We start from the raw sequence: 14,226 nt of genomic DNA, 5'->3' as shown, positions 1-14,226 counted from the left end.
TTCTATGTTTTCAGCTTAGTTCATAACATCTTTCTTTTGTCATCTTATATTTTTCATCTGCAGCTTTGATATATCTCATCGTTCCATTATTTTCATCTGTAGCAATTGCTTTAACTTTACTTTCCTAATTTCAATATTGTCAAAAAATTTGACAGCGCTATTTCATATTTGTATAAATTTTTTGACAGTGTGTAAAGAAAGTGAATCTTGAGTTGATGTTTTTTTCATTCTCCCAACTGCTAATTGAAGTAATCTGTATTTCACGAGCAGCCCACCCCCCACAAATAATGGGCTAAATTTCTTATCTTCTCTAAAACATATGTAATTCCCACTATCTTTTCTCTAAAGATATTTTTTGGCACGCTATTTGCTTTATTCAATACTGTGAATAGGGGGAATTAACATGACTTTAAAAATTAATAAAATCCAAAATCAACTACAAAACTATGAAATTGACGGATTACTGATTACAAAAAAAGAAAATCGCCAATATGCAACAGGCTTTACAGGTAGCGCTGGCGTCGTCTTAATCTCTGCGGATAAAGCTGTTTTTATAACTGATTTTCGCTATGTAGATCAAGCGAAATCACAAATAAAAGATGCTGAAATTATTATGCATAAAGGAAATTTAGAAAAAGAAATTGCACATCAAGTATCGAAATTAAACATTCAAAAACTTGGAATTGAAGAAAATAACATGACATTGCAACAATATAAAAACTTACAAAAATACGTACATGCGGAAATGGTTCAAGTGTGCGAAATCATCGAAAATATTCGTATTATTAAAGACATGCCTGAAATAGAAACAATGAAAATCGCTGCTAATATTGCTGATGAAGCTTTTCACCACATCCTTACGTTTCTAAAACCAGGAATAAGTGAAAATGATGTCCGAGATGAGTTAGAATTTTTCATGCGAAAAAAAGGGGCTACATCTTCTTCATTCCAAATCATTGTAGCTTCTGGCGTTCGTTCTTCCCTTCCTCATGGAGTTGCATCAAATAAAATAATCGAACGAGGCGACGTCGTTACATTAGATTTCGGTGCACTTTACGATGGATATTGTTCTGATTTAACACGGACTGTAGCCATCGGAGAGCCATCGGAAGAGTTCAAAAAAATATATAACGTTGTATTAGAAGCATTAAAGCGTGGAACGGAAGCAATTAAACCTGGGGAAACTGCGAAAAGTATCGATGATATAACGAGAGATTACATTACTGATCATGGATACGGTCAATATTTTGGACACTCTACTGGTCATGGTCTTGGGTTAGAAATTCATGAACCTCTCCGCTTATCCCAAGAAAGTAAAGCTACTTTAGAAGAAGGTATGGTTGTTACAGTGGAACCAGGCATTTATATACCAGACTGGGGCGGTTGTAGAATTGAAGATGATATTGTCATCACAAAAGATGGCTATGAGGTTATTACAAAGGCAAATCGGGAACTAATTGTTATTCCTTGTTAAAATCATGACCTTTTTAAAAGGAGTTTTTCTCTGCACATAGAATTCCTTCTCTGGAGTAATCGTTTAAAGAGGGGGAATTTTAATTGAACTTTGTAATCGATAAGATAGATGGTTTACATGTAGAATTTTCAAAACTTGTTTCCATGATGAATTACGCTCGCTATACAACAATGCAGGCTGCCCAAGGCTTAACAATTGAAGAACTTGATTATTTATATGATGATGAGGCAAACTCAATTGGTACGCTTTTGTACCATATGGCTGCTGTTGAATTTTACTACCAAATTCATACCTTTGAAGATCGTGAACCAACAGATGCTGAATTAGAACCTTGGTTACCTGCTATTGAGTTAGGAAATCTTGGACGTGAGAAAATAAAAGGAAACTCAATAGAATTTTACATAAATACGTTACAAGAAGTACGCTCTAAAACTATTGAAACTTTTCAATAGTTACCTGATGAATGGCTATTTAAAACGACAGACTTTTGGCATGACAAACCAGCAAATAACTACTTTAAATGGTTTCACGTATTTGAAGATGAAATCAATCATCGCGGACAAATTCGTTTAATTAAAAAGATGCAAAAAGCTCATTCAGTACAATAGGAAAATGCCACCAAATAAGGTGGAATTTTCTTTTATTCATTAGCGAATAGCTTTTCGTTTACTTTTTTAGCGACCACCGCTACCGCTATTAAAATGCATATTAAATATAGCAATTTCGCGATGAATAACCACCCTTGAAAAATTACAATTCCATCTATTATCTCATTTCCTTTCAGTAACAAAAACGGAATCGTGCTAATTACAAATACAAACTCGATACTAAGAACAATTTTCTTTTTTCGACTATATGCTTTCCATTCACTCCAGCGGTACAAAGGAGCAAAAAACAGTACGCCTATACATAAGATAACGCCTATCCATTCACTTTTAAGAAATTGTCCTGAAATGATAGATAATATTAAACAAGCAAGTACAACATAATACCCTATTTTTTCTCTCACTCGTACTACCTCCAATCTATTTCTCCTTCAATTCCATTTTTAGGATTAATTGTATTGTAACATCCATATTTTATTCTTACCATTACAGTACATGAAATTTCATTTTTTCTTTTTCCTATACTCACATACTTTCTCTGCTTTCATACAATAAACTACACGAACGCCTAAAGGATGTGGATGTTATGGGAGTTGAATTAACGCTTTTACATGCTCTCTATGTTCTTTGTTTACTCACTATTATTACCTTCTTTATTTTTAGAAAAGATACGACGATTATTTGTATCGTTTTTATCTTTTTATTAGCATTAACCGCAACTAGTTCTATCCCTCTTGCCATTAGTGGTATCTTTCAAAGTTTCATTTACGCCATTACCGAACTATTACCAACTATATTAATCATCTCCATTATCGTATCGATGAGCAATCTACTTGTTCATACCGGTATAAATGATACGATGATTTCACCATTTACAAAGATGATTCGTACACCTGCACATGCCTACTGGATTATCGGTCTTTTAATGATGACTATTTCCTTTTTCTTTTGGCCCTCTCCAGCTGTCGCTTTAATGGGAGCTATTTTATTACCTGTCGCTGTACGCGTCGGCCTTCCGCCAATTGGAGTCGCAATCGCTATGAACTTATTCGGACACGGCATTGCCTTATCAGGTGACTTCGTTATTCAAGGTGCACCAAAATTAACCGCGGATGCTGCTGGACTTCCTGTTTCTAGCGTTGTTTCTGCCAGTGTTCCCCTCGTTATCGTTATGGGCATTGTGACAACTTCTGTCGCATTTTTCTTCTTACGAAAAGAATTTCATACAGGCTTATCTATACAAGAATCTATCCCATCAACCGAGCCTTCTAAAACGCTCACTTCATTATCTCCTCGGGCAAAGAAATGGCTTGCCATATGTATCCCTATCGTATATATCATTGATATCCTTTGCATGATTCAGTTTAAACTACAAGGAAGCGACGCAACAGCACTTATCGGCGGGACGACTGTTATTATGATTATCATCATTTCTCTCATCGCCTACAAAGGAAATGGCCTGAATAAAACGACCGATTATTTTATAGAAGGACTCCAATTCGGATTTAAAATTTTTGGTCCAGTTATTCCAATTGCTGCACTTTTTTATTTAGGAGATAGCGGCTTTGTGAAAATTATTGGAGACTATTTACCGAACGGTTCACATGGAATTATTAACGACTTAGGAATCGCCTTATCTCAAACGGTTCCTTTAAATCAATATGTATCGGCTGGGACATTAACTATCGTTGGTGTCATTACCGGGTTAGACGGATCTGGTTTTTCTGGTATTTCGCTTGCTGGTTCGATTGCAAACCTTTTCGGAACAGCACTTGGGCATGGAACCGCTACATTAACAGCACTCGGACAAATTGCAGCCATATGGACCGGGGGCGGGACTTTAATTCCTTGGGCGCTTATTCCTGCCGCTGCCATTTGTAAAGTAGATCCATTTGAACTCGCACGCCGAAACTTTTTACCTGTTATTATCGGCTTAATCGTCACCACTATCGTTGCGATGTTTATTCTGTAACGTAAGCAAGGCAATACTTGCTTACGTTTTTTTAGGTTAAGTATTGAAACATCCTGACCTTCAAAAGGGATTATGTATATGTTAGCGAAATTATATTAAGAGAGTAATTATTTCAAAACGTTTACAAGAAACATATTACTTCTACTAGAAAAGGGGACATAACTATGAATGAATTGATTTTCGTCTTATTTCTTTGTCCATTACTTATTTTTATCGTTTCTATTATTGGAACACGTAGAACGAAAACGTATTACGTAATGCCGATTGTAACGTTTGCTAGTTTTTTAATAATAGGTGTTATCGCCTTCACTCCAAAATTTTTCTTTTGGGTTGGTATGTATAGCATCTTCTCATTTATCGTTTCTTATATGACTCTATTGTTTGTGAGAGGATATGAAGTTGCGGAAAATGCTAAGTAGTTATTAGTAAGGAGATTTAAATATGATTTTCTTTGATATCGATGGACCTTTGCATGAAATTTTAGCAATGATATAAAAATACGACCGCGTTCCCCCGCAGTCGTCTTTTTATATATGAGTATTACGCTGTAACCCAAGCCTCGTCAGCTGGATTTTTACGCCACTCTTGTAATTTTTTCGTTTCAGCTTGTCCGATCATACCTTTTTCTGCTGCAACTTCAGTTAATGCACTGTAATCACTTAAAGAATATGATGCTACGTTTGCTGCTTCTAGTTTCTCTTTTCCTGACTCAAGCTCGTACGTGAAGATTGATACGATTCCTAATACTTCACAGCCAGCTTCGCGAAGTGCTTCTACACATGTAATTGCACTACCGCCAGTTGAAATTAAGTCTTCTACTACTACTACTTTTTGACCTTTTTCAGCTTTTCCTTCGATTTGGTTCCCTTTACCGTGACCTTTTGCTTTACTACGTACGTAGCACATTGGTAAATCCATACGATCGCTTACCCATGCAGCGTGCGCAATACCAGCAGTTGCTGTTCCTGCAATAACTTCTACAGTTGGGAAGTGCTCTTTAATTAACTCTTCTAATCCAGCTGCAATCGCTTGTCGTACTTTTGGATAAGATAAAGTTAAACGATTATCACAATAAATTGGTGATTTTATACCAGAAGACCAAGTGAATGGATCATTCGGTTGTAAAAATACTGCTCCAATTTCTAATAAATGCGATGCGATTTCTTTTTTCATACTGTTACACCTTCCCACTGTTGTTTTACTGTTTTATACGCTTCAAGCGGATTTTCTGCTTTTGTAATACTACGTCCAACTACGATGTAGCTTGAACCAAGTTCCCTCGCACGTTTCGGTGTTGCAACGCGCACTTGGTCATTCACATCATCACTTGCAAGACGAATCCCCGGTGTTACTGTTACAAATTCATTTCCGCATACTTCACGTAATTTTGGTACTTCAAGTGTTGAACAAACAACGCCATCAAGTCCACTTTCTTTCGTTAATTTTGCATAATGAGCAACCGCTTCTTCTAACGTTTTCTCAATACCAATCTCTTTTTTCATCATAGCTTCCGAAGTGCTTGTTAGTTGTGTAACTGCAATACAAATCGGTCTCTCTTTTCCTTCTTGCTTACCTTCCTCTAATCCCTCAATCGCAGCTTTCATCATACTACTTCCCCCAGCAGCATGAACATTTACCATATCTACATCTAGACTAGCTAGGCTACGCATAGCGCTTTTTACCGTATTCGGAATATCATGAAGTTTTAAATCTAGAAAAATCTTATGCCCTTTTTCTTTTAAGTACGTAATAATTGCAGGACCCTCTTTGTAAAATAACTCCATACCCACTTTGACAAATAACTCTTCCCCTTCAAAGTGATGTAAGAATTGTTCTACCTCTTGTTTCCCTGGAAAATCTAGTGCAACAATTAGCGACTGTGACATACTTACTTCCAGCTCCTTCCTTGACATTCCGAAATATGATCAAATCCTAATTCATCTAGTAATGCTGGTAATTCTTCAATAATTGTCGGACATACGAACGGATCAATAAAGTTCGCCGTTCCAACTGCAACCGCGCTTGCGCCAGCATAGAAGAATTCAATTACATCTTCCGCTGTTTCAATACCACCCATTCCGATAATCGGAATGTTAACCGCTTGACTTACTTCATGTACCATACGAATTGCTACTGGCTTAATCGCAGGCCCTGATAGTCCGCCCGTACGGTTTGCTAAAATTGGTTTTGCAGTTTTTAAATCTAGACGCATACCAAGCAATGTATTAATCATCGTTAAACCATCTGCACCCGCATTTTCAATTGCTTTTGCAATTTCCACAATGTTTGCCACGTTCGGTGACAATTTCACATATACCGGTACTTCAGAAACCTCTTTTACTCGCTTCGTTAAATCAGCAGCAATTTCAGGATTTGTACCAAAAGCGATACCACCCGTTTTTACGTTTGGACAAGAAATATTTAATTCTAGCGCATGAACATTAGGTGCCTTTGAAATTGCCTTCGCAACCGCTACGTAATCCTCAGCTTGTGAACCCGCAACGTTTGCAATAATCGGAAGATCAAATTGCTCGAGAAAAGGTAATTCAGAATTCATTACCTTTTCTAATCCAGGATTTTGAAGCCCGATTGCATTTAGCATTCCGCCTGGTGTTTCCGCAACACGAGGCGTTGGGTTTCCATAACGAGGTTGTTCTGTTGTCGCTTTAATCATAATTGATCCAAGTACACTTAAATCATAGAACTGTGCATACTCACGACCAAATCCGAAGCAACCAGATGCTGGGATGATTGGATTTTTTAATGATAACCCTGGTAATTCAACTTGCAATCTGTTCATAGTACAACCTCCCCGATTGGAAATACTGGTCCGTCGCTACACACCTTCTTGTAAGAATGTCCACTCGGATCTGCTTGTAAATGGCATACACACGCGAAACATGCTCCGATGCCACAGCCCATACGTTCTTCTAATGAAATGTAGGCTTTTCTCTCCTTATAGCGTCCTTCTAATGCACGAAGCATCGCTAAAGGTCCACATGAGTAGAGAATGTCAAAGTCAATTCCATAGCTATCAATTACATCTGTTACAAACCCTTTTGTACCATGTGTACCATCAACTGTTGCAACATACGTATCACCAAGCTCTGCGAATTTCTCTTCATAGAAGACAACATCTTTCGTTTGGAAACCTAAGATGTGAATAACGCGTACTCCTTTTGCTACAAGACGCTGTGACAATTCATATAGTGGTGGTACACCAATCCCCCCACCAACTAATAGAGCCGTTTGTCCAGATTGCGCTTCTTCTACAGGAAATCCATGACCAAGTGGTCCTAACACATCTACAAGTTCACCTTGTTTTCTTTTCGCTAATGTTTTTGTTCCTTGTCCTTCCGCACGATATAGCATTGTAAATTCGTTCTTGTCTTGATCAACATTACAAATACTAATTGGGCGGCGCAGAAGGGGCGTAATGCCCTCTGCTACCTTAATGTGTACAAACTGCCCTGGATCGTTCATTTGCTGCACTAAATCCCCTTGAAGCACTAATTCGTAAATGTTTTTTGCGATTTCTTTTTGGTTAACGACGATCATATTTTGCTTTTGCATCATGCATGTACCACCTCGTGACGCTTCGTTTGCGTAATTTCTTTCATTGAATGAGCTGAGAATGTCATAGATTCTAATACTCTCAAGATTGCTCTCGTTGTATCAAGTGATGTTAAGCAAGCCACACCATTTTCTACTGATTCACGGCGAATGCGGAAACCATCACGCGCTGGTTGTTTTCCTTTTGTTAATGTATTGATTACAAACTGCGCTTTCCCTTGACGGATAATATCAAGTAAGTTGTAGTCTTCAGAATCAATTTTGTTTACAACTTGCACCGGAATGTTTTGTTCTGTTAGCGATTGTGCTGTTCCTGCTGTTGCTAATAAGTTATAGCCGATTTCATGGAAGCGTTTTGCAATTTCCAGCGCTTCTTCTTTATCTTTATCCGCTACAGTGATGATTACTGATCCGTGCGTTGGAATGTTAATTCCTGAAGCAACAAGTCCTTTATATAATGCTTTTTCAAGCGTTAAATCTTTACCCATTACTTCCCCTGTTGATTTCATTTCAGGCCCTAATGTTGTATCAACTGAGCGTAGTTTCGCAAATGAGAATACCGGTGCTTTTACATACACTTCCTTCTCTTCTGGGTGATAGCCAGTTCCATATCCTTGTTCTACAAGATTTTGACCTAAAATAACTTTCGTTGCGATATTTGCCATCGGTACGCCTGTAATTTTACTTAAGAATGGTACTGTACGGCTCGCACGTGGATTTACTTCAATTACATACACTTCATCTTTGAATACTACAAACTGAATGTTTAGTAATCCAACAATGTTTAAACCTTTTCCAAGCGCAATTGTATGTTCAATAATTTGTTCTTTTAGTTTTTCAGATAAGCTCTGTGGTGGATATACTCCAATTGAATCCCCAGAGTGAACTCCAGCGCGTTCGATATGTTCCATAATACCTGGAATGAATACATTCTCACCGTCTGAAATTGCATCTACTTCAATTTCTTTACCAACCATATAACGGTCGATTAATACTGGGTGATCTGCGTGAACTTTAACCGCATTTTTCATGTAGTGCAGTAATTCTTCTTGACGATATACGATTTCCATCGCACGTCCACCTAGTACGTAAGATGGTCTTACTAATACTGGGTAACCAATTTTGTCAGCAATCGCTACCGCTTGCTCTACAGTCGTTGCTGTTTTACCAACTGGTTGCGGGATACCAAGCTTTGTTAAAGCTGCTTCAAACTTATCACGATCTTCTGCACGGTCTAAATCTTCAAGTGATGTTCCTAAGATTTTCACACCATGTGCTTCTAATTTAGCTGCTAAGTTAATTGCCGTTTGTCCACCGAATTGGACGATAACACCTTCTGGCTTTTCTAAATCGATAATGTGCATTACATCTTCGATTGTTAATGGTTCAAAGTATAATTTGTCAGAAATACTGAAGTCTGTTGAAACTGTTTCTGGGTTGTTATTAACAATGATTGCCTCATATCCAGCTTCTTTTATTGCCCATACAGAGTGAACTGTTGCATAATCAAACTCAACACCTTGACCAATACGGATTGGACCAGATCCTAGTACAACTACACTCTTACGATCTGTTACAATCGATTCATTCTCGTCACCATATGTGCTGTAGTAGTATGGTGTTGCAGATTCAAACTCTGCCGCACAAGTATCTACCATCTTATAAACAGGAGTCATATTGCTTTCTTTACGCATATCGTAAATTTCACGCTCTGTTTTGTTCCAAGCATTGGCGATGAAATGGTCACTGAATCCCATTTCTTTCGCAGATTGTAACACTTCCATATTTCCTACATTCGCTTTTATTTCGCGTTCCATGTTTACGATATTTTCAACTTTTTGTAAGAAGAAGAAGTCCATTTCACACCATTCGTTGATTTCTTCTTTCGTTACACCTTGACGGATCGCTTCTGCTACAACGAACAGACGCTCGTCATCAGCTTTTATAATACGCTTTTTCATCGTTTCTTTATCAAGCTCTTTTAAGTGGTCTAACTCTAGGTGATAAACGCCAAGCTCTAAAGAACGGATCGCTTTTAATAATGATTGTTCTAAGTTACGTCCGATTGACATAACTTCACCAGTTGCCTTCATTTGTGTACCAAGTGTTCTGTTTGCTGATTCAAACTTATCAAATGGCCAACGTGGAATTTTTGAAACAACATAGTCTAATGCTGGCTCGAAGCAAGCGTATGTTTTTTGTGTTACTGGGTTTACAATTTCATCTAATGTTAAACCGACTGCAATTTTCGCCGCTAGCTTCGCAATTGGATATCCAGTTGCTTTAGATGCTAGTGCAGACGAACGACTCACACGCGGGTTTACTTCGATTACATAGTATTGGAAGCTATGTGGATCAAGTGCAAGCTGAACGTTACATCCACCTTCAATTCCTAATGCGCGAATAATTCGTAATGAAGTGTTTCGTAACATTTGATACTCACGGTCACTTAATGTTTGGCTCGGTGCTACAACGATAGAATCACCTGTGTGAACCCCAACCGGATCAATATTTTCCATGTTACATACTACAATCGCGTTATCATTCGAATCGCGCATTACTTCATATTCAATTTCCTTACAACCGGCAATACTCTTTTCTAATAAACATTGTGTTACTGGACTATGTTTTAATCCACCTGATACGATTTCAATTAGTTCTTCTACATTACTACAGATTCCGCCACCTGTTCCCCCCATTGTAAATGCTGGGCGAACAATAACTGGATAACCAATTTCTTTTACAAACTCATGTGCTTCTTCCAGCGTATGAATAATCGTGCTAGATGGAATTGGTTCATTTAATTCCTGCATTAATGTACGGAATAAATCACGATCCTCGGCTTGCTCGATTGCTGATAATTTTGTTCCTAAAATTTCAACTCCGCACTCTTCAAGTATGCCTGATTTCGCAAGTTCAACCGCCATATTCAGGCCTGTTTGACCACCTAATGTTGGTAGGAGTGCATCTGGACGTTCTTTACGAATGATACGGCTTACGAATTCTAATGTTAATGGTTCTATATATACTTTATCTGCTGTTGCAGTATCTGTCATAATTGTTGCTGGGTTAGAGTTAACAAGGATTACTTTGTAACCTTCTTCTCTAAGAGATTGACAAGCTTGTGTTCCAGAATAATCAAACTCTGCTGCTTGCCCAATTACAATTGGTCCTGATCCGATTACTAAAATTGTGTTAATGTCTAGGCGTTTTGGCATAACTCTTCCCCTTCTTTCTTGAAGTTTTCAATCATTGCTAAGAAATCTTCGAATAAATCATTTGCATCTTCTGGTCCTGCAGAAGCTTCTGGATGGTATTGTACTGTAAATGCTGGGAACTTCGTATGACGAAGGCCTTCTACTGTTCCGTCGTTTAACGCAACATGCGTAATTTCAAGATCTATATTTTCAACTGACTCTTCTTCTACTGCGTAACCATGGTTTTGAGAAGTGATTGCTACTTTTCCAGTTGCAAGATTTTTTACTGGATGATTTAAACCACGGTGACCGAATTTTAACTTACTTGTATTTGCACCAGATGCTAGCGCGAACAATTGATGTCCTAGGCAAATCCCGAATAAAGGAACTTTACCAATAATGTTTTTTAACATTTCAATTGCTTCTGGTACATCTTTTGGGTCCCCAGGTCCATTACTTAACATAATTCCATCTGGGCTAAGACGTAAAATTTCTTCTGCTGTTGTATTGTAAGGTACAACAATTACATCACAGTCACGCTTATTTAATTCTCGTAAAATACCATGTTTCATTCCGAAGTCTACAAGTACAACGCGATGACCACGGCCTGGACTTGGGTATGGGTCTTTTGTTGATACGCGTTTCACATGATCTGTAAAGACAGTTGCTTTCAATTGACTCACGATGTCCTCTACATCCACATCCATATTGCAAAGACGTCCGCGTAAAGTTCCATATTCACGAATTTTTCTTGTTAATTTTCTCGTATCAATTCCTGCTAATCCTGGGATATTTCTTTCTTTCAAGTAATCATTTAACGAAATTTCATTACGGAAGTTTGATGGGTGATCACAAATTTCGTTTACGATTAAACCATTTACAGATGGGTGAATTGATTCAAAATCATCACGGTTAATGCCGTAGTTTCCGATTAATGGATACGTAAATGTTACGATTTGACCGCAGTATGATGGATCAGATAAAGTTTCTTGATATCCAGTCATCCCAGTTGTAAATACAACCTCACCTGACTTTTCGATTTCTCCTCCGAAACCTTTTCCAATTAATACCGTTCCATCTTCTAAGATAAGTTGTCTTTTCATACTAATGCACTCTCCTTTTGCCATGCGATCTTACCACCAACGATTGTCATAACCGGCCAACCTTGGCATTTCCAACCTGCGAATGGTGTATTTTTTCCTTTTGATAAGAATGTTGTTGGATCAATTTCTTCTTCTTGTTCTAAATCGATAATTGTAATATCAGCTGTTCTACCTTCTGTTAGGCGCCCTGCTTCTAAACCGAATGTGTCAGCTGGTTTTTCTGTTAAGAATTGAATTAGTTGCTCTAATGTAATGATTCCTTTTTTCACAAGGTTCGTATATAAAAGCGGGAATGCTGTTTCAAAACCAGTAATTCCGAACGGTGCTCTTTCAATCCCTTGCGCTTTCTCTTCTGCAGTATGCGGTGCATGGTCAGTTGCGATCATATCAATTGTTCCATCTAATAGTCCTTCAATTAACGCTGCATGATCTTCTTTTCCTCGAAGCGGTGGATTCATTTTAAAGTTAGGATCAGCCGATGGGATATCATCTTCACATAATACTAAGTGATGCGGTGTTACTTCTGCTGTCACCTTAATTCCAGCACGTTTCGCATCACGGATTACACGTACAGATCCTTTTGTACTTACGTGACATACGTGGTAGTGACAATTTGCAGCTTCCGCAAGTAAGATGTCCCGGGCAATATGTACGGATTCACATACTGATGGGATACCGTTTAATCCGTGTTTCTCAGAAAACTTCCCTTCATGTACACATCCTTTATTAATAAGTGTGTTCTCTTCACAATGTGCAACAACTGCCATATTTAATTTCGATGCACGCTTCATTGCAGCTAACATCATGCTTGCATCTTGCACGCCTACGCCATCATCAGTGAAAGCAAACGCTCCAAGTTCTTTTAACGTTTCAAAATCAGTCATTTCAGAACCTGCTTGACGTACTGTAATGGCTCCATATGGTAATACATTTACATGTGCTTTTTCTTTAATACGCTTTTGCAGGTCTTCCATATGTTCTTTACAATCTGGTACTGGGCGTGTGTTTGGCATTGCGCAAATTGTAGTAAATCCACCTTTTGCTGCTGCAAGTGTTCCTGTTTCAATTGTTTCTTTATGTTCACCACCTGGTTCACGAAGATGAACGTGTACATCTACTAATCCAGGTGCGATTAACTTTCCATTTACATCGATTACTTCAGCATTATCTGCCGTAATATTTTCTGCCACCTTCGCAATTTTACCGTCTTGTACGAGAAGATCTGTTGCTACAATTGTTCCTTCTTCATTCATATAACGACCGTTTTTAAACAAATAATTCATGTTTCATTCCTCCTAATACATTTGGTAATGCGCGTTTTAGTACAGCCATTCTTACGTAGACCCCGTTTTCCATTTGCTTAAATATGCGTGAGCGTTCACACTCGACAAGTTCACTCGCAATTTCAACATCACGGTTTACAGGGGCTGGATGCATAATAATGCTTCCTTCTTTCATACGTTTTTCTCTTTCAACTGTTAACCCATGTTGCTCGTGATACTCTTTCATAATGTCTGTTTCATAATGGTCATGACGCTCATGTTGTACACGAAGTAACATCATCACATCCACTTCTGGAACAAGTTCATCTAAACTCTTGTACGTTCCAAATGTGTTCTCTTCATCTTTCCACTCTTCTGGGCTTGCAAAGTAAATTGTCGCGCCCAGTTTCGTTAATGCTTCTGCATTAGAACGTGCTACTCGGCTATGACGAACATCCCCAACTATTGCAATCTTCAAACCTTCAAATCTTCCAAACTCTTGTTTAATTGTTAGAAGATCGAGTAGACATTGCGTTGGATGATTTCCACATCCATCTCCAGCGTTCAAGATTGGGATATTCACCTGATCTTTTAATTCATCGAAGTAACGATCTTGCTCATGGCGGATGACTACCGCTTTTGTTCCGATTGATTCTAGTGTTCTTATCGTATCGTATAAAGTTTCTCCTTTTTGTACGCTAGATGCATCTGCGGAAAAGTCTAACACTTCAAGTCCTAATCTCTTCTCAGCAACTTCAAAGCTAAATCTCGTCCTCGTACTATTCTCAAAGAACAAGTTCGCAACAAATGTTTGCTCTGTCGTTTTTCTCTCTTTTCCATTCGCAAAATCTTCCGCGTCTTTTAGGATTTCTGAAATTTCTTGTTCCGATAATTCACTCATCGTTAACAAATGGCTCATCGTCATCCCTCATCTTTCTGTTTTTTATGATAACACCATTGAATTTATATAACAATAACTGTATAAAAATACCCTAGCCTTTGAGACTAGGGTGCGTTAAAGTAGCCACCCTTTTCTATCT

12 protein-coding genes and 1 pseudogene are annotated in these 14,226 nt (G+C 38.1%); 4 read left to right on the top strand and 9 right to left on the bottom strand.

The window, feature by feature from the left end:
- Positions 1-403 precede the first annotated feature (403 nt).
- Positions 404-1,474: a M24 family metallopeptidase gene (locus ACE38F_RS09590; RefSeq protein WP_375369435.1), complete on the top strand. Its 1,071-nt coding sequence runs from the start codon at positions 404-406 to the stop codon at positions 1,472-1,474.
- Between the two features lie 83 nt (positions 1,475-1,557).
- Positions 1,558-2,082 (top strand): annotated as a pseudogene (locus ACE38F_RS09585) (DinB family protein).
- 32 nt (positions 2,083-2,114) lie between these two features.
- Here ACE38F_RS09585 and ACE38F_RS09580 read toward each other — a convergent pair.
- Positions 2,115-2,483, bottom strand: coding sequence for a YoqO family protein (locus tag ACE38F_RS09580; RefSeq protein WP_375369436.1), 369 nt, complete (start codon positions 2,481-2,483; stop codon positions 2,115-2,117).
- A 182-nt stretch (positions 2,484-2,665) separates the two neighbouring features.
- Between ACE38F_RS09580 and ACE38F_RS09575 the strand changes: the two genes are divergently transcribed.
- Positions 2,666-4,051 carry a hypothetical protein gene (locus ACE38F_RS09575; RefSeq protein WP_375369437.1) on the top strand — a complete coding sequence of 462 codons (1,386 nt, stop codon included), beginning with the start codon at positions 2,666-2,668 and terminating at the stop codon, positions 4,049-4,051.
- Between the two features lie 164 nt (positions 4,052-4,215).
- On the top strand, positions 4,216-4,470 hold the full coding sequence (locus ACE38F_RS09570) for a YbeF family protein (protein ID WP_215553983.1): 255 nt from the start codon (positions 4,216-4,218) through the stop codon (positions 4,468-4,470).
- Positions 4,471-4,591: 121 nt separating this feature from the next.
- Here ACE38F_RS09570 and pyrE read toward each other — a convergent pair whose 3' ends face one another.
- The 8 genes from pyrE to pyrB are packed head-to-tail and all read right to left on the bottom strand — an operon-like array spanning position 4,592 to position 14,105.
- On the bottom strand, positions 4,592-5,224 hold the full coding sequence (gene pyrE, locus ACE38F_RS09565) for an orotate phosphoribosyltransferase (protein ID WP_215553984.1): 633 nt from the start codon (positions 5,222-5,224) through the stop codon (positions 4,592-4,594).
- Positions 5,221-5,937, bottom strand: a complete 717-nt coding sequence (gene pyrF / locus ACE38F_RS09560; RefSeq protein WP_000083510.1) for an orotidine-5'-phosphate decarboxylase — start codon at positions 5,935-5,937, stop codon at positions 5,221-5,223. Before pyrF ends, pyrE begins: the two co-directional genes overlap by 4 nt.
- Before the next feature lie 2 nt (positions 5,938-5,939).
- Positions 5,940-6,851 (bottom strand): dihydroorotate oxidase B catalytic subunit, encoded by a 912-nt coding sequence (pyrD, locus tag ACE38F_RS09555; protein ID WP_002111413.1) that lies wholly within the window; start codon positions 6,849-6,851, stop codon positions 5,940-5,942.
- Entirely contained in the window at positions 6,848-7,627 is a 780-nt protein-coding gene (gene pyrK, locus ACE38F_RS09550; RefSeq protein WP_215553985.1) for a dihydroorotate oxidase B electron transfer subunit, read from the bottom strand. The genes pyrD and pyrK overlap by 4 nt, the downstream gene beginning before the upstream one ends.
- Positions 7,624-10,842: a carbamoyl-phosphate synthase large subunit gene (carB, locus tag ACE38F_RS09545; RefSeq protein ID WP_215553986.1), complete on the bottom strand. Its 3,219-nt coding sequence runs from the start codon at positions 10,840-10,842 to the stop codon at positions 7,624-7,626. The genes pyrK and carB overlap by 4 nt, the downstream gene beginning before the upstream one ends.
- Entirely contained in the window at positions 10,827-11,924 is a 1,098-nt protein-coding gene (locus ACE38F_RS09540) for a carbamoyl phosphate synthase small subunit (protein WP_215553987.1), read from the bottom strand. Before ACE38F_RS09540 ends, carB begins: the two co-directional genes overlap by 16 nt.
- Positions 11,921-13,207 (bottom strand): dihydroorotase, encoded by a 1,287-nt coding sequence (gene pyrC / locus ACE38F_RS09535; protein ID WP_033707133.1) that lies wholly within the window; start codon positions 13,205-13,207, stop codon positions 11,921-11,923. Before pyrC ends, ACE38F_RS09540 begins: the two co-directional genes overlap by 4 nt.
- On the bottom strand, positions 13,191-14,105 hold the full coding sequence (gene pyrB / locus ACE38F_RS09530; protein ID WP_002128846.1) for an aspartate carbamoyltransferase: 915 nt from the start codon (positions 14,103-14,105) through the stop codon (positions 13,191-13,193). The genes pyrC and pyrB overlap by 17 nt, the downstream gene beginning before the upstream one ends.
- Positions 14,106-14,226: the final 121 nt, after the last annotated feature.

Origin of the sequence: Bacillus altaicus, assembly GCF_042136375.2 — a bacterium.
In the GTDB taxonomy this organism is placed as follows: domain Bacteria; phylum Bacillota; class Bacilli; order Bacillales; family Bacillaceae_G; genus Bacillus_A; species Bacillus_A cereus_U.
The sequence above is the reverse complement of the archived record's forward strand: the minus strand, read 5'-3'. Positions and strand labels throughout refer to the sequence as shown.